This is a genomic window from Streptomyces sp. NPDC058092 (assembly GCF_042884935.1).
Lineage (GTDB): Bacteria > Actinomycetota > Actinomycetes > Streptomycetales > Streptomycetaceae > Streptomyces.
In genome coordinates, this window is the sequence record NZ_JBHVSY010000003.1 from 433,657 (window position 1) to 455,002 (window position 21,346).

Annotated in this window: 22 protein-coding genes; 11 read left to right on the plus strand and 11 right to left on the minus strand. The window is 69.7% G+C overall.

Annotation, left to right across the window (positions count from 1 at the left end):
* Window positions 1-28 precede the first annotated feature (28 nt).
* Window positions 29-766 (plus strand): hypothetical protein, encoded by a 738-nt coding sequence (locus ACFVV1_RS08225; protein WP_389986241.1) that lies wholly within the window; start codon window positions 29-31, stop codon window positions 764-766.
* Window positions 767-815: 49 nt separating this feature from the next.
* Here the strand turns inward: ACFVV1_RS08225 and ACFVV1_RS08230 are convergent, their stop codons facing one another.
* Entirely contained in the window at window positions 816-1,028 is a 213-nt protein-coding gene (locus ACFVV1_RS08230; protein WP_389986244.1) for a hypothetical protein, read from the minus strand.
* Between the two features lie 242 nt (window positions 1,029-1,270).
* Between ACFVV1_RS08230 and ACFVV1_RS08235 the strand changes: the two genes are divergently transcribed.
* The gene (locus tag ACFVV1_RS08235) at window positions 1,271-1,846 is read left to right on the plus strand and encodes a GNAT family N-acetyltransferase (RefSeq protein WP_389986247.1); all 576 of its coding nucleotides are present in this window, start codon (window positions 1,271-1,273) and stop codon (window positions 1,844-1,846) included.
* A 7-nt stretch (window positions 1,847-1,853) separates the two neighbouring features.
* Here the strand turns inward: ACFVV1_RS08235 and ACFVV1_RS08240 are convergent, their stop codons facing one another.
* A complete protein-coding gene (locus tag ACFVV1_RS08240; RefSeq protein WP_389986250.1) occupies window positions 1,854-2,249 on the minus strand; it encodes an ATP-binding protein in 396 nt (131 codons plus the stop codon).
* Window positions 2,250-2,400: 151 nt separating this feature from the next.
* Here ACFVV1_RS08240 and ACFVV1_RS08245 point away from each other — a divergent pair, with 151 nt between their 5' ends.
* Genes ACFVV1_RS08245 through ACFVV1_RS08260 form a run of 4 tightly spaced genes read left to right on the plus strand, consistent with a single transcriptional unit; the run spans window position 2,401 to window position 4,966 of the window.
* The gene (locus ACFVV1_RS08245; RefSeq protein WP_389986396.1) at window positions 2,401-3,186 is read left to right on the plus strand and encodes a Scr1 family TA system antitoxin-like transcriptional regulator; all 786 of its coding nucleotides are present in this window, start codon (window positions 2,401-2,403) and stop codon (window positions 3,184-3,186) included.
* Window positions 3,183-3,434, plus strand: coding sequence for a DUF397 domain-containing protein (locus ACFVV1_RS08250; RefSeq protein ID WP_389986252.1), 252 nt, complete (start codon window positions 3,183-3,185; stop codon window positions 3,432-3,434). Before ACFVV1_RS08245 ends, ACFVV1_RS08250 begins: the two co-directional genes overlap by 4 nt.
* A gap of 25 nt (window positions 3,435-3,459) precedes the next feature.
* Window positions 3,460-4,125: a 1,4-alpha-glucan branching protein gene (locus ACFVV1_RS08255; RefSeq protein ID WP_389986255.1), complete on the plus strand. Its 666-nt coding sequence runs from the start codon at window positions 3,460-3,462 to the stop codon at window positions 4,123-4,125.
* 49 nt (window positions 4,126-4,174) lie between these two features.
* Window positions 4,175-4,966 (plus strand): DUF4253 domain-containing protein, encoded by a 792-nt coding sequence (locus ACFVV1_RS08260; protein WP_389986257.1) that lies wholly within the window; start codon window positions 4,175-4,177, stop codon window positions 4,964-4,966.
* Between the two features lie 146 nt (window positions 4,967-5,112).
* Here ACFVV1_RS08260 and ACFVV1_RS08265 read toward each other — a convergent pair whose 3' ends face one another.
* Window positions 5,113-5,556, minus strand: coding sequence for a nuclear transport factor 2 family protein (locus ACFVV1_RS08265; protein ID WP_389986260.1), 444 nt, complete (start codon window positions 5,554-5,556; stop codon window positions 5,113-5,115).
* A 226-nt stretch (window positions 5,557-5,782) separates the two neighbouring features.
* On the opposite strand from ACFVV1_RS08265, the gene ACFVV1_RS08270 reads away from it, so the two are divergent.
* Window positions 5,783-6,523, plus strand: a complete 741-nt coding sequence (locus ACFVV1_RS08270; protein WP_389986263.1) for a tyrosine-protein phosphatase — start codon at window positions 5,783-5,785, stop codon at window positions 6,521-6,523.
* Window positions 6,524-6,731: 208 nt separating this feature from the next.
* Window positions 6,732-7,079: a hypothetical protein gene (locus ACFVV1_RS08275; RefSeq protein WP_389986266.1), complete on the plus strand. Its 348-nt coding sequence runs from the start codon at window positions 6,732-6,734 to the stop codon at window positions 7,077-7,079.
* A 41-nt stretch (window positions 7,080-7,120) separates the two neighbouring features.
* Here ACFVV1_RS08275 and ACFVV1_RS08280 read toward each other — a convergent pair whose 3' ends face one another.
* A complete protein-coding gene (locus ACFVV1_RS08280) occupies window positions 7,121-8,218 on the minus strand; it encodes a MarR family transcriptional regulator (protein WP_389986269.1) in 1,098 nt (365 codons plus the stop codon).
* Between the two features lie 435 nt (window positions 8,219-8,653).
* Between ACFVV1_RS08280 and ACFVV1_RS08285 the strand changes: the two genes are divergently transcribed.
* Window positions 8,654-9,217, plus strand: coding sequence for a HEAT repeat domain-containing protein (locus ACFVV1_RS08285; RefSeq protein ID WP_389986272.1), 564 nt, complete (start codon window positions 8,654-8,656; stop codon window positions 9,215-9,217).
* On the opposite strand, the gene ACFVV1_RS08290 is transcribed toward ACFVV1_RS08285, so the two are convergent.
* From ACFVV1_RS08290 to ACFVV1_RS08320, 7 genes are all read right to left on the minus strand, one after another.
* A complete protein-coding gene (locus ACFVV1_RS08290) occupies window positions 9,211-12,060 on the minus strand; it encodes a right-handed parallel beta-helix repeat-containing protein (RefSeq protein ID WP_389986275.1) in 2,850 nt (949 codons plus the stop codon). The two genes, ACFVV1_RS08285 and ACFVV1_RS08290, sit on opposite strands and share 7 nt — an antisense overlap.
* A gap of 280 nt (window positions 12,061-12,340) precedes the next feature.
* The gene (hemB, locus tag ACFVV1_RS08295; RefSeq protein WP_389986278.1) at window positions 12,341-13,339 is read right to left on the minus strand and encodes a porphobilinogen synthase; all 999 of its coding nucleotides are present in this window, start codon (window positions 13,337-13,339) and stop codon (window positions 12,341-12,343) included.
* Window positions 13,340-13,452: 113 nt separating this feature from the next.
* Entirely contained in the window at window positions 13,453-15,123 is a 1,671-nt protein-coding gene (locus ACFVV1_RS08300) for a uroporphyrinogen-III synthase (protein ID WP_389986281.1), read from the minus strand.
* Window positions 15,120-16,106 carry a hydroxymethylbilane synthase gene (gene hemC / locus ACFVV1_RS08305; RefSeq protein ID WP_389986284.1) on the minus strand — a complete coding sequence of 329 codons (987 nt, stop codon included), beginning with the start codon at window positions 16,104-16,106 and terminating at the stop codon, window positions 15,120-15,122. Before hemC ends, ACFVV1_RS08300 begins: the two co-directional genes overlap by 4 nt.
* Window positions 16,103-17,596, minus strand: coding sequence for a glutamyl-tRNA reductase (locus ACFVV1_RS08310; RefSeq protein ID WP_389986287.1), 1,494 nt, complete (start codon window positions 17,594-17,596; stop codon window positions 16,103-16,105). Before ACFVV1_RS08310 ends, hemC begins: the two co-directional genes overlap by 4 nt.
* Window positions 17,593-18,360 carry a redox-sensing transcriptional repressor Rex gene (locus ACFVV1_RS08315; protein ID WP_389986289.1) on the minus strand — a complete coding sequence of 256 codons (768 nt, stop codon included), beginning with the start codon at window positions 18,358-18,360 and terminating at the stop codon, window positions 17,593-17,595. Before ACFVV1_RS08315 ends, ACFVV1_RS08310 begins: the two co-directional genes overlap by 4 nt.
* A gap of 272 nt (window positions 18,361-18,632) precedes the next feature.
* Complete coding sequence (locus ACFVV1_RS08320) at window positions 18,633-18,908, minus strand: glutaredoxin family protein (RefSeq protein ID WP_389986291.1); 276 nt, start codon at window positions 18,906-18,908, stop codon at window positions 18,633-18,635.
* A 170-nt stretch (window positions 18,909-19,078) separates the two neighbouring features.
* Between ACFVV1_RS08320 and ACFVV1_RS08325 the strand changes: the two genes are divergently transcribed.
* Both ACFVV1_RS08325 and ACFVV1_RS08330 read left to right on the plus strand, forming a co-directional pair.
* On the plus strand, window positions 19,079-20,044 hold the full coding sequence (locus tag ACFVV1_RS08325; protein WP_389986294.1) for an HAD family hydrolase: 966 nt from the start codon (window positions 19,079-19,081) through the stop codon (window positions 20,042-20,044).
* 356 nt (window positions 20,045-20,400) lie between these two features.
* Window positions 20,401-21,177 (plus strand): ECF subfamily RNA polymerase sigma factor, BldN family, encoded by a 777-nt coding sequence (locus ACFVV1_RS08330; protein ID WP_389986297.1) that lies wholly within the window; start codon window positions 20,401-20,403, stop codon window positions 21,175-21,177.
* The last annotated feature ends 169 nt before the right edge of the window (window positions 21,178-21,346 follow it).

Here is a 21,346-nt window from a genome sequence, read left to right on the forward strand (position 1 = left end):
TCGGAGATCGAGACCTGAGGGGGGCGGCGTGCGGACGACGCGTGGTGACAGACCGACGGCATCGGGCATACGGGCCACGGCGGCAGCCACCGCGGCCGTCGCCGCAGCCGTTTCGCTGGTGCTGATCACCGGCTGCGGCAAGGTGGCGGATCACCGCGCGTCGGGCACCGAATCCAGCAGCCCGACCGCCTCGCCGACCCCGAGCGTGAACCCGTCCTACGGCACGGAGTACCTCGCCGAGAACGAGTGCGCGGAACCCGTGCGCGGCCGGCCGGAGGCCTACCGTGAGGTTCCCTGCAAGGATCCCGAGGCCGTCGCCGAGGTCACCGACCGGGCGGACATCGGCATCTCCGAGCCCTTTTCGGCCACCGTGTGTTCGCAGCACACCGACTTCGCGATCAATGTGCCGGTCAGTCTCGCCCTTCTGGAGGGCACGCCGGTGACGGGTGAGGGCTACGCCTGCATGCGCAACCTGAAGCCTCCGCACCCCGGCGACCCCGGCGGGGGCGGCGGCCCCAGGATCGAGGTCGGCGACTGCGTGCGCGGCGGATCGAAGACCGGTGACGCGGTCGGGGAGGTCGCCTGCCGGACCAAGGGCAGGAAGGGCGGTGCGACCTACAAGATCACGAAGATCCTTGAGGACATCCCCCTCGGCGGCTTCAGCGATCCGTGCGACTACAAGGCCGATGCCGTCTTCACCGAGAATCCGCTCTTCGACTCCCACAAGGCCACGAACGACCGCGTCCTGTGCGGCAAGAAGCTCTGACCCGGCCCCTCTGCCCGAAGCCCTCAAGGACCCTCGGAGATCCTCCCTCTCAGTCCCGGTAGTCCGGAGCCACCCGGTCCGGCAGCCGCAGCATGGCCGCCCATGCCAGGTCGTAGGCGACATCGTCCTGAAGGTCGGTGTCCGCGTCCGCGTCGCCCGCGAGCTGTCGGGCGGTGTACTCGCAGGTCTCGGCCGGGGGAATGGTCAGCGGTCCGCCGCCCCCCTCGCCCCGGTCTCCCTCGCGCCAGCCGCGGGCGGTCACTACTGGCCGCCGGCCGCGATGCTGGTGGTCATCTCGGCAATCGGCATCGCGTGCACGGCCCGCCTCCACTGCCTCGGCAGGGCACAGACCCTGGCCCAGGGACGGACACAGGCCCCGGCGGCACACGAGGCGGTACCGACCGCCTCGTAACGCCACGGCTACGGATGCGCGTTCCCCTGCCCGCCTCACGGACAGGGGAACGCGCATCTCGGCCGGAACATGGCCTGACTAGGCTGCCGGCCATGAATCCGAACACGACCAGCGACGTCACCACCGAACACACCATCCTTGACGCCGCGGAGCTGAACGCCGATCCTGCGCTGAAGGCCCGGTTCGCGGAGTCGGCCCACCGGATCCTGGCGGACCTGGTCGGTGGAGGTGCCGCGCTCGGCTGGCTCGAACCACCCTCGCGGGACGAGGTGGCGGAACTTCTCGGCCACGTCGTCTCCGCCTCGCAGTCCGGGGATGCGGCCCTGCGTGCCGCCTACCTCGACCGTCGGCTTGTCGGGTTGGGGTACTGGCTCCGCTACACCCGGCCGACCCATCGGCCGCACGCCGATCTGGAAAAGCTCGCGGTGGACGCCACTGCCCATGGTCACGGCATCGGCCGGGCGCTGACCGCCGCCCTGATCTCCGACGCCCGGGAGGCAGGAATCGAGGTCCTCACCCTGGACGCCCGTGGCGACAACGCCAACGCCCTGCACCTCTACCGGTCGCTGGGCTTCACCGAATACGGCCGCCTCCCCGAGTTCGTGGCCGTCGGCGAACGCCGCTACGACAAGGTCTTCTACATGCTGGACTTCCGCCGGCAAGGCTGACCGCGCCCTACCCGAACTCGCACCACACCACCTTGCCCGGGTTCCGCTCCCCCACCCCCCACAGATCCGCCAGCGCCGCCACGATCACCAGCCCGCGCCCCGACTCCCCGTCCGGCTCCCGTACTCCCGGCCGCCCGTCACCGCTGTCGTGGACCTCGACCCGCAGCAACTTCCCCTCCTCGCGCAGCAGCAGCCGCACCCGATACCCCCGCCCCGGCGGCACCCCGTGCACCAGCGCGTTGGTGGACAGCTCGCTCACACACAGCAGTACGTCGTCCAGCCGCGCCCCGAACCCCCAGTCGGTGACCGCTCCCCGTACGAACTCCCTTGCCGCAGGAACCGATCGGCGCTCACGCCGGTAGAACCGCTCACGCAGCAGCGAGAGTTGCATCGTCTCGTTCATGAGACGAGAGTCACCCTCCGTGATTATTCTGTCACAGTATGCGCACCCGTACACATTTCTTGTACGGGCCGTGCGCGCGTGAAGTACGCACGTAGGTGGGAGTTCGAACCGTATGCACCCCAGGAAGCGGCAGCGCAAGAACGCGTCGGCAATGAAACTCGTGGGCAAACTGGTCGCCGTGTTCCGCATCGCGGCCAACCTCACCCAGGCCCAACTCGCGGACCGGGTGGGCCACCAGGTGGAGACGATCGCCTCCATCGAACAGGGCAGACGCACGCTACTGCCCGCTCTGGCCCGCCAGTTGGACGACCTGCTGGAGACAAAGGGGGCGCTGGAGACAGCGGTGGACAACATGCCGGAGGTCGACCTGATTCCGGCGTGGGTCGAGCAGTACCTGGACCTGGAGCGGGAGGCCCTGGCGCTGTCCTGGTACGACAACCAGGTGATGCCCGGACTTCTCCAGACGGAGCGCTACGCCCGGGCGGTGTTCCGCAACCGAGTCCCGGTGTTCAGCAAGGACGAGGTGGCGATCCAGACAACGTCCCGGCTGGAGCGCCACGAGATTCTGCACCGTCCGGAGCCTCCGACGATCAGCTTCGTCGTCTGGGAACCGGTCCTGATGCTTCAACTCCTCGACGACGAGGGACATGCGGAGCAACTGAAACACCTGCGGACATGTACCGCGCTCCCCGGCGTCTGCCTCCAGGTCCTCCCACTGAATCGCCGAACCCATGCCGGGCTCAACGGCCCTTTCATCCTGCTGGAGACACCGGACTACCAGCACGTCGCCTACTCCGAGACACAGCGTGGCAGTCTGCTCGTCTCAGACCCCGATGAGGTCAGCATCCTCGCCCAGAAATATGCGATGCTGCGAGCTCAGGCCCTCAGCCCTGAAGACACCGTGGGCCTGTTGGACCGTCTGCTGGGAGAGCAATGAGCACTGAACGTAAGTGGTTCAAGTCCAGCTACAGCGGCGACGAGGGCGGCGCGTGCCTCGAAGTCGCCTACGACTGGCAGAAGTCGAGCTACAGCGGCAGCGAAGGTGGCGAGTGCGTCGAGATCGCCGCGCACCCCGCCGCGATCCACATCCGCGACTCCAAGAACCCCGACGGCCCCACCCTCACCGTCGCGCCCGCCACCTGGACGGCCTTCGCCGGCTTCGCCGCCGACCGGCGACTCGTCTGACCCCACGGGAGGGATCACCACCACCATGGCTGTCATCCACCGCACCACACTGGCGCCCACCAAGCTGGAACTCCTCGCCACCTGGCTGCCCGCGCAGCCCTGGTACCGCGGCAAGGCGGGGCAGCAGCCCGAGCTGGCCAGGACCGGCGGATTCCGGCTGGACGACCCGGAGGGCGAAGTCGGCATCGAGTTCATGGCGGCCACCGACACCTCGGGCGACCAACCAGTCACGTACCACGTGCCGTTCAGCTACCGCGGCGCACCGATCCCGGGCGCAGACGAAGCACTCATCGGCACGACCGAGCACGGAGTGCTGGGGAAGCGGTGGGTGTACGACGGGACGCGCGACCCGGTCCTCGTCGACCAGCTGTTCGCGCTGATCGTCGGTGCGGCCGAGCCGCAGATGCAGAGCACGAGCAACGCCCCCGACCCGTCCGTGACCGGCTGGTTCGCGGAGACCGGCGCAACGGTGACGATCGCCTCCACGACCGTGACCGACGACCCGAGCGGTACGGACATCCTCGTGGAGACAGCACCCGACGGACGCCGGCTGACCATCCACATCAACCGAGTTCTCCAGCCCGGCCAGGAAACCGCTGGGCAGACACTCGGCCACGTCACCGCAGACGTGCCGCTGCCCCACGGCACCACCGCTCGCACCGCGTTCGCCGTAGTCCGCGCACACCCGTAGCCCCGGTCGTATCCCGGCGTTGTCAGTGGCCGCGTCTAGAGTCGCGGTCATGGCGACGCTCCCGAACCCGCTCCCGTCCCTGACCACGTCAGGGATCCAACTCCCGCCCGGCTCACTGGTGGACGCCACAGTCGACGGCGTATGGCACGAGCCGCTGCTCTGGTACGGGGACGAGCCCGCGTCGCACGGGACGTGGGCCGGGCTGCGTGAGGCGGGCCGGCCGGTCGGGCTCATTCCCGTACTGATCGACGGCGGGAAACGCGACCAGTGGCCCGACACCTGGGACCTCTCCCCGGACAGGACGTCGTACCCCGGTGATCACGACGCCGAGGAAGTACTCGGCGAGTACTGGGCGGACTGCGCGCCCGACGAACTCGACGCCGCCGAGGACGAGTGGCCGGGCCTGGCACCCGCCCCGTCCGTCGACGGGCAGTCCGGCCCGGACGATTTGGCGGCCGAGATCGCGGACGAGTGCGTCGGCCCGGACGGCTGGTTCCCCGGTACGCGGGCGGCCCTCGTCCCGGCCCGGCGCAGCGCGGACATCCCGGCGGCGATCGGCTGGTCGGGACCGGTCAACCACGAGGACGACGTGGCCCGGCTCTGCGCCGTGCTCCGCTCCTGGGAGGACCGCTTCGGCATACGGGTCGTGGTGCTCGGCTTCGACACCCTGACCGTGTCCGTCGGACGCCCGCCCACCACCCTCGCCGAGGCACGGGCGCTCGCCGCCGAGCACTTCGCGTTCTGCCCGGACAACATCAACCAGAACCCGCCGTACGACCTGGATGTGTACGCCGAGAAGATGGTGCTGAACCAGGAGACCTGGTCGTTCTGGTGGGACTAGGTGTGCTGACTGACTTGCTCCGCCGCCGACAGCGGGCGGTGGCCACCCGCTCCGAGAATCTCGCCGTGCGCTACGAAGCGACCGTCCTCGTCGCTGCCGTCAACAAGTGGCTGTGACCAACGACTTCGCCGCCGTCATGGCGGCCGTCACCTGCTCTCCACCTCGAATGCCTGGGCGACCGCCAGGCTGTCCTCGTAGACATGGTGCCGGGTGACAAGGCCGTCCTCGACCGTAAGGTGCAGGGCGAACCGCGCGCGATACGCACGCCTGGTGGGCCGGGCGGTCTGACGAATCTCGCCGAGCACAACCGCGTCGTTGCCATCGACGAGGATGCGCTCGATCTCGGTCGCCACGTGCTCAGGCACGTGGTGCTCGGCAAGCTCGCGATAGTGAGCGGCCGCGTCGGCCCGGGTGGACCGGTGACGGATCCACGGCGTGGCCGTTCGGCCGTGCTCGGCCTCCGGCCAGTCCAGCTTCCAGTCGCCCCTCTCGGCGTACAGCTCGGCGATGCGCTCGGGGTCGCCTTCCCCGATCCTGCTCAACAGCTCCTCGACAACGGTGCGCGTGTTCTGAGGTGCGGCAATGGGCATGGCTGGCCTCCCCGTCCTGATCCACGTCCAGTCGACGCGGAGAGAACCCCATTCTTACCGGCGCAGGCAAGCCAGGACGATTACCTCTGACGTAAGCGCAAGCAAGTCACCGTGATCCGCTTTCGACACACGCCCTCGTCGGCCGGGCGCCTGTCCGGCCGATCCCGAGGCTCGCCCGGCCCGGCGGAGCCCGGGCGAGAGGTGAGCGGCGTGCGAACCGGTGGCCGTGCGGCAAGGCACCGTCACCGGCGAGCCGGATCGGGTCTCATATATTCGTTTTGTGATCACACGTTCTGAAAACCTGCCCGACTGCGCGTTCAGCGATCTTCCAGGCGTCCGGAACTTCCGCGATGCGGGTGGTGTCGGGGCCCTTCGCCACGGGGCTCTCTACCGTTCCGGCGCCCTGAACGCCATGCCACCGGAAGGCGCCCCGAACCTGAAGGCACTCGGCCTGCGCAGCGTGATCGACCTGCGCAGTACGCCGGAGGTGACGGCCGGACCCGACATGCGGCACGACCTCGGGTACGAACACAGTCACTTTCCCGTCTTCGCCGAGCAGCGGTGGCCCGAGGACCAAGGAGAGCTCTACCCCTCCATGGCCGAGCACGCCGGGCGTTCGACGGTTGCGATCATCCGTCGGCTCATCGTTCCCGGAGCGTTGCCCGCACTTGTCCACTGTGCCTCCGGTAAGGACCGCACCGGGGTAACCGTCGCCATTCTTCAGACTCTTCTGAACGCCTCCGAAGCGGAGATCACAGAGGACTTCCTCCGTTCGAACACTTCCCTGGGCCTCACCGAGGCTTCGGCTGCGGCTCGGACCGGACACGGCACCCGCCCCGTCACCGCGACCCACCTGCTCCACGCCATGATCTGGATCCGCAGCCACTACGGGTCGGTGCCCGGCTATCTCCTGGCGCACGGCGCCAAGGAGGCCGAGTTGCAGGCGTTGCACACCGCCTTGACCTGACGCGGTCCAGCGAGACGGCCACGGGTCGGGTCTTGAACGCCGCCGGGCGACCGGTGCGGGCCGCTGTAGCCGCGCCACCGAAGAGATGCGTGCTGTCGGGGACACGTGGCACAGGACAGACCACCGTACGAAGCGTCACGCTCCCACACCCAGCAGATGAGTACGACGACTCATGTGCCGTATTCGACTACCCGATTGAATCGCACGCATGCCCGAAGACACCACGGACACCCGCCCCTCCTCCCGCGTCTGGATCGCGTCACTGGTCTCCACAGTCGTGACGCTCCCGCTAGCGTTCTTCGCCCTGGTCTTCGGCGGGCTCTCGCCGATGGCCTGCGACTCCTGCTCGGAGGCCGACTCCGACCGGTTCGACACCAGCTTCGATCCCGCCTGGACCGTTCTCTGCTGCGGCCTGGTTCTGGCGTTGATCGCACTCGTCGCGAGCTGGGCGTTCAGCAGGCGCAGGCCGCCGACAGGCCTCGCGCTCGCCGTGCTCGCACCCAGCACGGTGTTCATCGCTTGGGTGGCGTTCATGGCACTGATCGACTGGCCCTGAGCCTCCAGAGTCTTACCGCTGCCGCTCGGACAGCTGCGGCGTCAGGGGACCTTGAGCAGGTCGCGAAGTTCGCTCACGTAGGCGCGGACATCACGTTCGATGGCGGGCTCGGTGACGGCATCCGGGGTGACGGCTGAGCCGTGGGCGGCCTGGCGGCAAGGGCGGCAGAGCCCGTCGGGAAGCGCGTCGGGGCGGCCGGGGGTGCCGCACTGAGTGCACTCGACCATGACGCGGTGGGCGGGGACGACGGGGGCTTCCGGGGCGGCGGGCAAGGCGGGTGGGATCTTGTCGTTGAGCCGACGGCGCAGGAAACCGACGGGCGAGTCGACCTGGGCGGGAAGTCCTGCAGTGAGTGCCTGGGTGAGGTAGTCCGTACTCACACCGCGTGCAAGCCATTCGGTGGCGCGTCCCTCCAGTGCCTCGCAGTCGGCGGCGGAGAGGGCCAGCCGGTGGTCAGCTCGGCCGAGTTGGGCCAGGGCCAGGTACGCGGGCGACGGGTGCTCGGGCGACGGGCGGTCCGAGTTCGGCCGCGAAAGTGCGGCAGACGCGGCAGGCGCGGGTCCCGCCTCGGGCTGCGGCGGTGCAGCTGGTACGAGGGACGGCAGCGGCGCGTCGGCGGCGGCGGCCGGGGACGGCGACGCCGGGACCGCGGGCTCCGTGGGGGCCCAGGGCGGCGCAGGCGTGGTCGTCGCCGGTTCAGGCTCCCCCTCAGCCCCGGCCCCGGCCCCGGCCAGGTTGTCCTCGGCGGCGAGGTAATCGGCCCACCATTCGTTGTCGCGCGCGTGGCGGGACCAGAACGTGCGGAAGACCCACCGAACCTGGTCGCCCTCGCCCACCAGGCGACGCACACGGCGCAGGTGACCGGCCACCGACAGAGCGGTCAGGGCGCTGCCGACGGCCTGCTGCCCGTACAGCGGCAACTGCTTGGCCAGGGTCTTCACGTTCATCGCCGCGCCGTCGGGCAGATGGTCGACGAACCCGGCGACATACCGCTCCCGCTCGGGCAGCAGCGCGAAGTCGTCGGCACGACGGGGAGGTTGGTCCGGGGCGGACCGCTTACCGTAACCGGGCTTGGCCATCGGGTACGAAGCCGAGGATGCGGGCGCGCACAGGGCAGGGCTAAAGTTCTGGGTAGCCACGAGATCGCTCGATTCGATCTTGGGGTGAGACCCCGGCACGGTGCTACAACACCGCGTCGGGGTCGTTTAGTTCTCGCACCGTAAGCAGTCGCGTCGGCGCGCCGCAAGCTGTCACGATTAGTCATACTTGCTGGCCGTGACGGGTCGGGGAGGTGGGGAGGTTTTCCCAACCTCCCTTTTCTACCTACCGGTTACAGAAGTCGCTCGAATCCCGGAAGTCGAATCCCGAAGCTCGAATCCCGACACCCGAATCCCGAAGCTCAACGCCCGGCCGCACCCCCGACCCGTACCCCGCACGAGTGAACCAACGGGTCCGAGGCTCGGATCCCGGATCCCGAAGCCCGAGTGACGAGCGACGGGGACGCTCCCGGCACGACGTTCACCGCATACGTAACATGCATGGCCCTGGTCGACCGGCCCCGAGAGGAACCCCGCATGAACCCGCCGCCGGACCGCCCCAACGGCCTCGACCGCCTCATCGAGGAGTTCCGCGCCTTGCCCGCCACCAGCGACCGCAAGCGCGAGATCGTCGCGGAACTGGACGGCACCCCCGACGCGCTGCCCTTCCTGATCGCGGTCGTCGCAGACCCGCAGGAGTACGACCTCGCCCGCGTCGAGGCCGCCACGATCCTGCGCCTGTGGCCCCCGTCCGACCCGGCCACCGCCCGCACCGCCGCCCACGCCCTGCTGACCGCGCTGAACGACCCCGAGGATGACCTGGTCCGCCAGTACGCGGCCGAGGCGCTCGGTCCCTACGCCGACGACCCGGCGGTCCACGAGGCCCTGGCCGCCTCCCTGGAGCCGTACGAGGACCCCCTCGTACGGGACAACGCCCTGGCCGCCGTCGAGGAGGCGGGCCCGAGCGATGCCCGTACCGACGTACTGCGCGCCCTCACCCGGGACCGCGACCTCGGCCGGGCGGCGGCCCGCACCCTGACGGCGTGGGGCCGGAAGCCCGATGCCGGGGCCGTGTCGTCGAACCAGGGTCTTCGCTACTGAATCCGGAAACTGTCCACGATCATGTAGTCGCCCGTCTTCATGACGCCCTTGAGGGTGTGCGCACCGGGGGCGAGCCCGGCCGTGCTGAAGACGGTCTTCTGGTGCACGCGCGTGGCGTTGTGGTTGTCAATCGTGCCCACGGACCGGCCGTCGATGAAGAGCTCGACCTCGCCCTCGTCGGTGTTGACCTGGGTGATGAGATCGATCGCGGTCCCGTTGAAGGCGAGTTCGAAGGAGTCCCCCACCGTCTGGGTGGCATGCACGTCGTCGGCCCAGCCGCCCGCGCCGCCCCGGTACCTGTTCTTCCAGTCCCAACCAGTACCGGTGTAGACGACACCGGACGTGTTGTTGATCTGCTCCCCACCGGTGGGCCTGCGCAGGGTCACGTCGGTGGACGCCTGATTGCGCCAGACCTTCAGCGCGACGTCGGCTCCGGGAGCGGCCTGGTTGTACGCGAGCCAGAAGCTGTTGCGGTCGGTGACCGGCCGGCCGTCGATCTCCCGGATGACGTCATTGGCGCGCAGTCCCTGCCGGTACGCCTCCGAGGTGTCCGGCACGGAAGCCAGGTGCAGACCGTTGGTGTCGGTCAGCCCGGTGGCGGACTTGATCGCGTCGGAGTAGATCCGTGTCACTGGCACGCCCAGCAGCGGTTCCGGAAGGGCGTCCAGGGTGTCGGTGTCAGGAGTCTTGGTCGGCCAGGTGAGCGGCGGCGGGGTGGGGGATCCGGCCTTGCCGAAGCCGCCGGTCGCGATGTTGTGGAAGCCGAGGGCCAGGGCGGGCGAGTCGGGCCCGACGGTGTAGTCGAGCTTTGCCGGGTCCGTGAAGGGCGACGCACCCGTGAACTCCGGGTCGGCGATCGACGAGCGGGTGTCCAGTCCGTTCGCCTTCCAGGCGTCGTCGACGCCCTGGACGGCATTTCCGTTGTTCCAGAACAGGTTGTCGTTGATGACGGGCCTGCTCCTGGCCATGTCGACCTGGATCAGGCTGTAGGGGGTGTCGGTGACGAAGACGTTCTTCTCGACGACGTCGCCGCTGCCCGCGAACCAGACGTGGAAGTGCGCGCCGCCGTTGACGAAGACGTTGTTGCGCACCGTCCGGTGGAAGCCTTCGCGGAGCTTGACCCCACCGTTGAGCAGCAGGTTGTCCTCGATGAGGTAGTTCGAACTGCCGTCGTCGAGGTCGATGTCCCAGTGCGAGGAGTGCCGGATCCGGTTGTGGCGGATGACGGTGGTCTCCATCGCGTCCAGCTTCGCGTACGACTTCTTCGTGGCGTCGTCGGCGGTCAGCGGCCAGAAGCGGTCCCGGCCCCAGGAGTTGAAGGGGCCGTGGTCGGACGTCTCCTTGACGCAGTTGAAGATGTCGTTGTTCTGGATGAGGTGGCCGCCCCACGTGCCGTCGTTGATGTCGACGCAGGCGCGAGGACCGTCGTGCATGGTGTTGCCGTCGACGGTGACCCGGCGGCTCATCGATATCTGCACATTGGAGGTCTGCTTCTCGAACTGCCCGTTGTCGTGCAGGTAGTTGTCCCGGATGCTGATGTTGCGGGGGTAGTTCTCGGTCTTCGGTCCGGGTCGGGTGTCGCTGATGGTCCGGCGCATACTGTCCCAGGTGGACGCCTCACGGACCGCGTCCGGGTTGCCGATGACCGCGATGTCGGAGGCCCCCGAGTGGCTGAACTCGTTGCCCGAGACGACGTCGTGGCTGTTGTACCCGTCGATCAGGAGGCCGTTGCCGCCGAGCTGGTCGAAGTGCGAGTCGCGTACGGAGACGTTCTCGGTGTTCTTCAGATGGACCGCCGCCGCTCGCGCCAGGGCCCAGTCGCCGAGCTGGAGCTTCTCGTACGGCGTGTTGAAGAGCGTGCGGTGGGTCCGGGCGAAGGTGAAACCGGAGAAGGTCAGGTGGCGGACGGCATCGCCCGGCCCGTTGCCCTCCACCCGGATCAGCTCGTTCTGCTCGGCCGTCTCGACACGGGCCCGTTCGGGGTCGGTCCCCGCCGGGGGATAGAAGTACAGCTTCCCTGCGGGCTTGTCGTAGAACCACTCGCCGGGGGCGTCGAGCTCCTCGAAGACGTTCTCGACCATGCGGTACGTGTCGTGCAGGCCGCTGCCCCGGTTGTTGTCGCCGACCCACGCCAGCTCGGGTGTGCCGTCCGCCTTCACACCGGTGACCCTGAAGGAGTTCCCGCCCCACATCCCGTCGTGCAGACCGCGCACGAGCGCCGTCGTCGGATTCTTCCAACGGGCCACGCGCTGCGCGGAGATGGCGTCCGCCGCGTACCCGCCGAGGATCGCCGTGTCCGGATCGTAGTCGGGGTAACGGGCGAGCGTCTGGCGCTGCCCGTCGACGAAGAGCCCGTCGAAGTCGAGGCCGGCTCCGATGTCCGCGACCTTGATCGTGCCGGAGTAGGACCGCCAGCGAGGTGCGAGCGAACGGCCGCCGCTGATGACGACGCGCTCGCCGGGCGCGGCGACGTACCGGACGGGAGCCTTGGCGGTACCGGAGTCGGCGGCGGTGAAATTCAGCGTGGACCGCAGCCGGTACGTACCACCGTGCACCACGACATCGACCGGTCTCCGCTCCCGCACGCCCTTGCGCAGCAATGTACGGACGGCCTTCTGGGCCCGTTCCAGCGTCCGGAACGGCTTCGCCGCCGAGCCCTTGGCCCGGTCGCTGCCGGTGGGCGAAACGTGGAAGACGACCGCTGCGCCGCCCTTGCCTTGGGCGGAGGCGGGGACGACGGGCAGTACGGCCAGCCCGGCGCCCAGCGCGGCGGTGGCCACGACGGCAGTCAGCGCCGAGGCAGGGTTTCGGCGGCTGGGACACGAACCTGGGACAGTGCGCACGGGCACTCCTCATCGACGGTCAGGCCTGATTGATGTACCACGAAGCCAGGCATCCCATGTCTGTGCGCAACTTTCCCGCATTACAGGGGACTACCGCGCCGAAAGCTATAAATACATCGGATGACCGTCAAGGGGATGGGACGCCTCAGTCCGCCGGAGGGACACGCCGAAGAGGAAAACCGGCACCGTTTCGCCCCGCGCCCAGGAAACCCACACACACACACGAAGGCCCGGCCCCGCAGTGAAGTCCACGGGCCGGGCCACTTCGATAAGACCGGGCTCAGCGCCGCCCCAGCCGCTGCGCGGCCTCCGTCGCCCAGTACGTCAGGATCATCTGCGCCCCGGCCCGCCGGATCCCGGTCAGGCTCTCCAGAATGGCCGCGTCCCGGTCGATCCAGCCACGCTCCGCCGCCGCCTCGATCATCGCGTACTCGCCACTGACCTGGTACGCGGCGACCGGCACGTCCACCGAGTCGGCGACCTTCGCGAGGATGTCGAGGTACGGACCGGCCGGCTTGACCATGACCATGTCGGCGCCCTCCGCCAGGTCGAGCGCCAGCTCGCGCAGGGACTCACGGGTGTTCGCCGGGTCCTGCTGATACGTCTTGCGGTCCCCCTTCAACGACGACCCGACGGCCTCACGGAACGGCCCGTAGAACGCCGACGCGTACTTCGCGGTGTACGCGAGGATCGAGACGTCCTCGTGGCCCGTCTGGTCCAGCGCGTCACGGATGACGCCGACCTGGCCGTCCATCATGCCGCTGGCGCCGACCGCATGGGCGCCCGCGTCGGCCTGGACCTGGGCCATCTCGGCGTACCGCTCCAGCGTCGCGTCGTTGTCGACGCGGCCGTCGGCGGTCAGGACACCGCAGTGGCCGTGGTCCGTGTACTCGTCCAGGCACAGGTCCGACATGACGACGAGCTCGTCACCGACCTCCTCGCGCACCGCGCGCAGACCGGCCTGGAGGATCCCGTCCGGGTCCGTGCCCGCCGAGCCCCGGGCGTCCTTCTTCTCGTCCACGGGAACGCCGTAGAGCATGATCCCGGAGACCCCGGCCGACACCGCCTCGACGGCGGCCTTCCGCAGGGTGTCCAGGGTGTGCTGCTGGACACCGGGCATGGCCGAGATGGCGACGGGCGCGTCGATGCCCTCGCGCACGAACGCGGGCAGGATCAGGTTCGCCGGGTCAAGCCGTGTCTCGGCGACCATGCGCCGCATCACCGGGGTCGTCCGCAGCCGCCGGGGGCGGGAGCCGGGGAAGTTTCCGTACACAGTCATCCTTCGAGATTAGCCCCGTACACATCATGGTCTTACCGACACCTGTGCCGGAAAAACGGACAGGGGTCCGACTGCCGAAGCAGCCGGACCCCCGACACCCATGAACGGACCGGTCAGGTCGTCGTGCGACGCCGCCGCGCCCCCGGACGCCGCTCGCTCGGCCGCGTCACCGGGTCACCGGCCTCCTTCGCCGCCTCCCGGCGCTGCGCACCGAACTCGGCGAGGGCCTCGGCCAGCCTGTGCACCGAAGGCTCCGGCGACAGGACGTCGACGCGCAGCCCGTGCTCCTCGGCGGTCTTCGCCGTCGCCGGGCCGATACACGCGATGACCGTCACGTTGTGCGGCTTGCCCGCGATGCCGACGAGGTTCCTTACGGTCGACGACGAGGTGAAGAGCACCGCGTCGAAACCGCCGCCCTTGATTGCCTCACGCGTGTCGGCGGGCGGCGGCGAGGCGCGGACCGTGCGGTACGCGGTGACGTCGTCGACCTCCCAGCCCAGCTCGATGAGCCCGGCCACCAGCGTCTCGGTGGCGATGTCGGCGCGCGGCAGGAAGACGCGGTCGATCGGGTCGAAGACCGGGTCGTACGGCGGCCAGTCCTCCAGCAGACCGGCGGCGGACTGCTCACCGGACGGAACCAGGTCCGGCTTCACACCGAAGTCGACGAGCGCGGCGGCGGTCTGCTCGCCGACGGCCGCGACCTTGATCCCGGCGAAGGCACGGGCGTCGAGCCCGTACTCCTCGAACTTCTCCCGGACGGCCTTCACGGCATTGACGCTGGTGAAGGCGATCCACTCGTAGCGGCCCGTGACCAGGCCCTTGACCGCGCGCTCCATCTGCTGGGGCGTACGAGGCGGCTCGACGGCGATCGTCGGGACCTCGTGCGGCACGGCACCGTACGAACGAAGCTGGTCGGAGAGCGACGCCGCCTGCTCCTTGGTACGCGGGACGAGCACCTTCCAGCCGAAGAGGGGCTTGGACTCGAACCACGCGAGCTGGTCGCGCCGGGCGGCGGAACTGCACTCACCGACCACGGCTATGACGGGCTGGTGCCCGTCCGGCGACGGGAGGACCTTCGCCTGCTTCAGGACCTGGGCGATCGTCCCGAGGGTCGCCGTCCAGGTGCGCTGGCGGGTGGTCGTACCGGCCACCGTCACGGTCAGCGGGGTGTCGGGCTTGCGGCCCGCCGCGACCAGCTCACCGGCGGCTGCGGCCACCGAGTCGAGGGTCGTCGAGACGACGGCCGTGGCATCGCTCGCGCCGACCTCGGTCCAGCAGCGGTCCGAGGCGGTGCGGGCGTCGACGAACCGGACGTCGGCGCCCTGCGCGTCCCGCAGCGGCACACCGGCGTACGCGGGCACGCCCACCACGTTGGCGACTCCCGGCACGACCTCGAAGGGGATACCGGCGGTGGCGCAGGCGAGCATCTCGGCGCCGGCGTTCCCGTCCAGTCCCGGGTCGCCGGAGACGGCACGAACGACCCGCCTGCCGCCCTTCGCTGCCTCCATGACAAGATTGACCGCATCCCTGAGAACGGGAACACCGGCGGCTGTTGACTGCGCGTCAACAACCGTCAGCTCGGGCGTGCTTACGGCTGCCCGCGCATGGCAGCGAACAACGCCGAGAACGTCCGGCTCGGCGACAAGGACGTCCGCGCTCGCGAGTGCCTCGACGGCGCGCAGAGTCAGCAGTCCCGGGTCGCCGGGACCGGCGCCGAGGAAGGTGACGTGCCCTTGTGCGGACAGGGTCGGAAATTCGGATGCGGCGGGGCCGGTGGGGCTCAAAGTGCTCGCTCCCCCATAAGACCGGCCGCACCCTTGGCGAGCATCTCGGCCGCGAGTTCGCGACCGAGGGCCGCCGCGTCGTCGTGCGACGTGGGGACGGGACCGGTGGTGGACATCTGTACCAGCGAGGAGCCGTCGGTGGAACCGACGACACCGCGCAGGCGCAGTTCGTTGACAGCCTGTCCGTCGACCAGGAGGTCGGCCAGCGCACCCACAGGTGCGGAACAACCGGCCTCCAGGGCGGCGAGCAGGGCACGCTCGGCGGTCACGGCGGCCCGGGTGACCGGGTCGTCGAGCTCGGCGAGCGCGGCGGCGAGGTCCGCGCTGGTCACAGCGCATTCGATCGCCAGTGCTCCCTGACCGGGAGCGGGCAGGACGGTGTCGACCGACAGGAAGTCGGTCACCTCACCGGTCCGGCCGAGGCGGCTGATCCCGGCCGCGGCGAGTACCACCGCGTCCAGTTCCCCGCTTCGGACAAATCCGATACGCGTATCGACGTTCCCCCGGATCGGCACGGTCTCGATGTCGAGGCCGTGATTACGGGCGTACGCGTTGAGCTGCGCCATGCGGCGCGGCGAGCCGGTGCCGATGCGGGCACCGGACGGCAGCTGCTCCAGGGTCAGCCCGTCCCGCGCCACCAGTACGTCGCGCGGATCCTCGCGCACCGGTACGGCGGCCAGCACGAGGCCCTCGGGCTGGGTGGTCGGCAGGTCCTTGAGCGAGTGGACGGCGAAGTCCACCTCGCCGCGCAGCAGCGCGTCGCGCAGCGCGGCGACGAACACACCGGTGCCGCCGATCTGCGCGAGGTGCTCCCGGGAGATGTCGCCGTACGTGGTGATCTCGACGAGCTCGACGGCGCGCCCGGTCACCTCACTGACCGCGTCGGCGACGAGGCCGGACTGCGCCATGGCGAGCTTGCTGCGCCGGGTACCCAGCCGGAGCGGTGCGTCGGTCCGCGCGCGCTGGGGTGAGTTGTCGGTCATGACCGCCCTCGATTCGGGTCGTTCAGGTCTGCCCGGGAGACGGCGGCGACCGTCTGCGGGTCGAGGTCGAAGAGTTCCCGCAGCGCATCGGCGTACCCGGCGCCGCCGGGCTCGCTGGCGAGCTGCTTGACCCGCACGGTGGGCGCGTGCAGGAGCTTGTCGACGACGCGGCGCACGGTCTGCGAGATCTCGGCGCGCTGCTTCTCGTCCAGGTCGGGGAGGCGTCCGTCGAGCCGCGCGATCTCGCCCGCGACCACTCCGGCGGCCATCGTGCGCAGGGCGACGACGGTCGGGGTGATGTGGGCGGCGCGCTGGGCGGCGCCGAAGGCGGCGACCTCGTCGGCGACGATGGTGCGCACCTGGTCCACATCGGCGGCCATCGGGGCGTCCGCCGACGCCTCGGCGAGCGACTCGATGTCGACGAGGCGCACTCCGTCGAGGCGGGCGGTGGCGCCGTCGATGTCGCGCGGCATGGCGAGGTCGAGCAGGGCGAGGCGGACGGGGCCGGCGCCCTGGGCGGGCACGGTGGCCCGGCGGACGGCCTGGCGCACCGTACCGGCGGTGCCGTTCTCCACCCAGGCGGCATGCCGGTCGGGGGCGGCGGGCGGCGCGGGGACGGGGGCGGCGGGCGCCTCGTGCGCGGAGTCGAAGGCCAGGCCGAGCGCTCCGGCGACGGCCTCGGCGGTCAGCACGAGACCGGTCGCACCGGTGCACGAGACGACGACGTCGGCACGTGTCAGTTCGTCGGCGACGGCGGCCATCTCCACGGCGTGGGCGGCCACTCCGGTACCGCCGGGCTGGCCCAGGATCTCGACGAGCCGGCCGGCGCGGGCCCTGGTCCGGTTGGCGACGACGATCTCGGCGACACCGGCACGGGCCAGCGTCGCGGCGGCCAGCGAGGACATCGAGCCGGCGCCGATCACCAGCGCGCGCTTGCCCCGGGCCCAGTCGGTGACGTCCGCACCGGCCGCGAGCTGTTCGAGACCGAAGGTGACGAGCGACTGCCCGGCCCGGTCGATCCCGGTCTCGCTGTGGGCACGCTTGCCGACCCGCAGGGCCTGCTGGAACAGATCGTTCAGCAGCCGGCCGGCGGTGTGGAGCTCCTGCCCCCGCGCCAGCGCGTCCTTGATCTGGCCGAGGATCTGGCCCTCGCCGACGACCATCGAGTCCAGCCCGCAGGCCACCGAGAAGAGGTGGTGGACGGCCCGGTCCTCGTAGTGCACATAGAGATACGGAGTGAGCTCGTCCAGACCGACGCCGCTGTGCTGGGCGAGGAGCGTGGACAGCTCGGCGACGCCCGCGTGGAACTTGTCCACGTCGGCGTACAGCTCGATGCGGTTGCAGGTGGCCAGCACGGCGGCCTCGGCCGCGGGCTCCGCGGCGAGGGCGTCCTGGAGCAGCTTGGCCTGCGTCTCGGCAGCCAGCGAGGCCCGTTCCAGTACGGAGACGGGGGCGCTTCGGTGGCTCAGCCCCACTACGAGAAGACTCATGCCGGCATCACGGCGGGCATGTCCCCGTCGGGTCCCTTCCGGCTGCCGATGGCGGCGCGCACGGGCGGTGCGGCCGCGTCCGGGCTGCTCTCGGTGACGTCCTCGCCGGCCTTGCGCTGCTCGTGGAAGGCGAGGATCTGGAGTTCGATGGAGAGGTCGACCTTGCGGACGTCGACGCCGTCGGGCACGGAGAGCACCGTCGGCGCGAAGTTCAGGATGGAGGTGACGCCCGCGGCGACGAGCCGGTCGCAGACCTGCTGCGCGGCACCGGCCGGGGTCGAGATGACGCCGATCGACACGCCGTTCTCGCTGACGATTTTCTCCAGCTCGTCGGCGTGCTGAACGGGGATCCCGGCGACGGGCGTTCCAGCCATCGCGGGGTCGGCGTCGATCAGCGCGGCGACCCGGAAACCACGGGAGGCGAAACCGCCGTAGTTGGCGAGCGCGGCGCCGAGGTTACCGATACCGACGATCACGACCGGCCAGTCCTGGGTGAGGCCGAGCTCGCGGGAGATCTGGTAGACGAGATACTCGACGTCGTACCCGACACCACGGGTTCCGTAGGACCCGAGGTAGCTGAAGTCCTTGCGCAACTTGGCAGAGTTGACCCCCGCCGCCGCGGCGAGCTCCTCGGACGAGACCGTGGGGACCGAGCGCTCGGAGAGCGCGGTCAGTGCGCGCAGGTACAGCGGAAGTCGGGCGACGGTGGCCTCGGGAATTCCTCGGCTACGGGTCGCCGGTCGGTGAGTTCGGCCAGTTGCCACGGTGCTCCTGCGGGATGAGCGGGGCTGCAGGCGGCCGTATGCAGCAGGACCGCCCCGTCGAATGCAGGCTATGTCTTTGTGAACACGTGCACAAAGATAGTGTCCGTTTTGTCCGGTCAAAGTGACCGGGGTCACGCACATTCGTCGCGCGATCCCGGAACCAAGGATCGCATCGGCCCGTTGCAGGCCCGAAGGGGGCAAAGCGGCACACACTCCTCACAACCACTCCCCCGAGATCACTCAAAACGCCCACGATGGTAACCGGGTTTCACTCACGAAAGCAGTGCGCTGCGCAGCCTCGCCGGGTCCACCCGCCAGAACGTGTGCTGTTCGTTATCAATCAGGACGACCGGGATCTGCTCCCAGTACTCCCGGTGCAGCTCCTCGTCCTGAGTGATGTCCTTCTCCTCCCAGGACGCGCCGGTCTCCTCGCACACCTCCTGCACCACTGCCCTCGCGTCGTCACAGAGGTGACATCCGGGCTTCCCGACCAGGGTCACCACCCGGTCCGCGGGCTTCTTCCTCGTACGTCGCAACAGAGCACTCATGCCTTCATTCTGCGCCGAACGGGCCCGCCGCCCCGAGCAGAAGAAGCGCCGGCCCCACCCGTGATCCGTTACGCCCCGAATCGCCCGTTTAACAAATCGGCAGCCGAGAGTTCACGGCACGGCATCCCGAGAGGTCCGGAACGGACGAACCGACTGGCTATGCTCACGACATGGCCGCTCTTGGATGGCTCACACCCCGTAGGCGCCCCGCGACAGCACGGAGCGTGCTGGCAGGCGAGGCAGCAGCTGAGGCAGCGCGGAAGTCCGCCCTCCCCGGCGAACTCCCCGACGACCAGCCCTCCGCCACCGATCAGGGCAGCTCCGCCCCCACCACGGCCGAGGAGCCGGCCTTCCCCGTCGTCGGCGACGACCGGGCCGCCGCCTTCTTCGACCTGGACAACACCGTGATGCAGGGCGCGGCGATCTTCCACTTCGGCCGCGGCCTGTACAAGCGGAAGTTCTTCCAGCGCCGCGAGCTGACCCGGTTCGCCTGGCAGCAGGCCTGGTTCAGGCTGGCCGGCGTCGAGGACCCGGAGCACATGCAGGACGCCCGCGACAGCGCCCTGTCCATCGTCAAGGGCCACCGCGTCTCCGAGCTGATGTCCATCGGCGAGGAGATCTACGACGAGTACATGGCCGACCGCATCTGGCCCGGTACCCGCGCCCTCGCCCAGGCCCACCTGGACGCCGGGCAGCGGGTCTGGCTGGTCACCGCCGCCCCGGTGGAGACCGCCACGATCATCGCCCGCCGCCTCGGCCTGACCGGCGCGCTCGGCACCGTCGCCGAATCCGTCGACGGCGTCTACACCGGCCGCCTGGTCGGCGAGCCGCTGCACGGCCCCGCGAAGGCCGAGGCGGTCCGCGCCCTGGCCGCGGCCGAGGGCCTGGACCTCGACCGCTGCGCGGCGTACAGCGATTCGCACAACGACATCCCGATGCTGTCCCTGGTCGGCCACCCGTACGCGATCAACCCGGACGCCAAGCTCCGCAAGCACGCCCGCGCCCTCGACTGGCGGCTGCGGGACTACCGGACGGGCCGCAAGGCCGCCAAGGTCGGCATCCCGGCCGCGGCCGGGGTCGGCGCCCTCGCGGGCGGCACCGCGGCCGCCGTCGCCCTGCACCGCCGCCGCCGCTGACGCACCCCCGCCCGTTCCCCGCCGGGGGCCGCCGAGCCACGCCCGGACACCCGCCGCCGATCGGGACCCCTTGCCCACCGGCCGTTCCCGCCAGTCGGACTGCTCGCACCCGACCACAACCTGTCGCGCCCGCAGGCAGATCCCGAACCAATCCGATCAATAACCGGTCACGATGTGCTACTTGATGCATCGATTAGTCGCTACAGAAGCGACGTAATCGGTGATTTTAGCAACTGGGTGTAGCACTGCCTGTACGAAGCGTTATTCTCCTCAGACGCATTCCGGAACCCACCACTCACTACGACGAGTGACGGTTTCGTACTGCACGTGATGGAAGCTCTGCCTCTGGGAGTCCCGTGTACCCACACGTCGGGGTTGACGCCTCGGGCCTGGCTACGCTCCGCGCAACGGTCGCCGACCGCTTGCGCGGCTTCGTCCCCACCGCGTACGCCGTACCCGCATTTGCCACCCCTGCACTTGTCGGCCCTTGCTACGCCCTGGCCGAACGCGGTGCGGCGGTCGGAAGACGCAGCAACCGCGGCGCAACTACTACGTCCACCGTCCGCCGGCCCACCGCCGACAGCGACAGCGCGCGCATGATGGATCTCGTCGAGCGCGCACAGGCCGGCGAGGCCGACGCCTTCGGCCGTCTCTACGACCAGTACAGCGACACCGTCTACCGCTACATCTACTACCGCGTGGGCGGCAAGGCGACGGCGGAGGACCTCACCAGTGAGACCTTCCTGCGCGCCCTGCGCCGCATCTCCACCTTCACCTGGCAGGGCCGCGACTTCGGCGCCTGGCTGGTCACGATCGCCCGCAACCTGGTCGCCGACCACTTCAAATCCAGCCGCTTCCGGCTGGAGGTGACCACCGGCGAAATGCTCGACGCCAACGAGGTCGAGCGCAGCCCCGAGGACTCCGTCCTGGAGTCCCTCTCCAATGCCGCACTGCTGCAAGCCGTGCGCCGACTCAACCCCCAGCAGCAGGAATGCGTGACCCTGCGCTTTCTGCAGGGCCTCTCGGTCGCCGAGACCGCCCGGGTCATGGGCAAGAACGAGGGCGCGATCAAAACCCTGCAGTACCGCGCCGTCCGCACCCTCGCCCGGCTCCTTCCGGACGACGCCCGCTGACCCCACCCCGGCCGAATCACTCTCGGCGATATATTCATCACGCACTGGTCCGATCATCTTTCTGCGTAACCCATGTGCCGCGCCCCTCGTTGTGCCGGTTGCAGACCCCCTGTCGTCACTCCAAGTCCGCCGACACTCATTCGTGTGGAAGCGCTCAAGGTGTGCAACC

Coding starts and splice junctions, on each gene's coding strand:
- ACFVV1_RS08310 (WP_389986287.1), bottom strand. CDS start 17,596: ATGAGTCTTCTCGTAGTGGGGCTGAGCCACCGAAGCGCCCCCGTCTCC.
- ACFVV1_RS08235 (WP_389986247.1), top strand. CDS start 1,271: ATGAATCCGAACACGACCAGCGACGTCACCACCGAACACACCATCCTT.
- ACFVV1_RS08260 (WP_389986257.1), top strand. CDS start 4,175: ATGGCGACGCTCCCGAACCCGCTCCCGTCCCTGACCACGTCAGGGATC.
- hemB (WP_389986278.1), bottom strand. CDS start 13,339: ATGACTGTGTACGGAAACTTCCCCGGCTCCCGCCCCCGGCGGCTGCGG.
- ACFVV1_RS08240 (WP_389986250.1), bottom strand. CDS start 2,249: ATGAACGAGACGATGCAACTCTCGCTGCTGCGTGAGCGGTTCTACCGG.
- ACFVV1_RS08275 (WP_389986266.1), top strand. CDS start 6,732: ATGCCCGAAGACACCACGGACACCCGCCCCTCCTCCCGCGTCTGGATC.
- ACFVV1_RS08325 (WP_389986294.1), top strand. CDS start 19,079: ATGGCCGCTCTTGGATGGCTCACACCCCGTAGGCGCCCCGCGACAGCA.
- ACFVV1_RS08265 (WP_389986260.1), bottom strand. CDS start 5,556: ATGCCCATTGCCGCACCTCAGAACACGCGCACCGTTGTCGAGGAGCTG.
- ACFVV1_RS08320 (WP_389986291.1), bottom strand. CDS start 18,908: ATGAGTGCTCTGTTGCGACGTACGAGGAAGAAGCCCGCGGACCGGGTG.
- hemC (WP_389986284.1), bottom strand. CDS start 16,106: ATGACCGACAACTCACCCCAGCGCGCGCGGACCGACGCACCGCTCCGG.
- ACFVV1_RS08250 (WP_389986252.1), top strand. CDS start 3,183: ATGAGCACTGAACGTAAGTGGTTCAAGTCCAGCTACAGCGGCGACGAG.
- ACFVV1_RS08245 (WP_389986396.1), top strand. CDS start 2,401: ATGAAACTCGTGGGCAAACTGGTCGCCGTGTTCCGCATCGCGGCCAAC.
- ACFVV1_RS08255 (WP_389986255.1), top strand. CDS start 3,460: ATGGCTGTCATCCACCGCACCACACTGGCGCCCACCAAGCTGGAACTC.
- ACFVV1_RS08285 (WP_389986272.1), top strand. CDS start 8,654: ATGAACCCGCCGCCGGACCGCCCCAACGGCCTCGACCGCCTCATCGAG.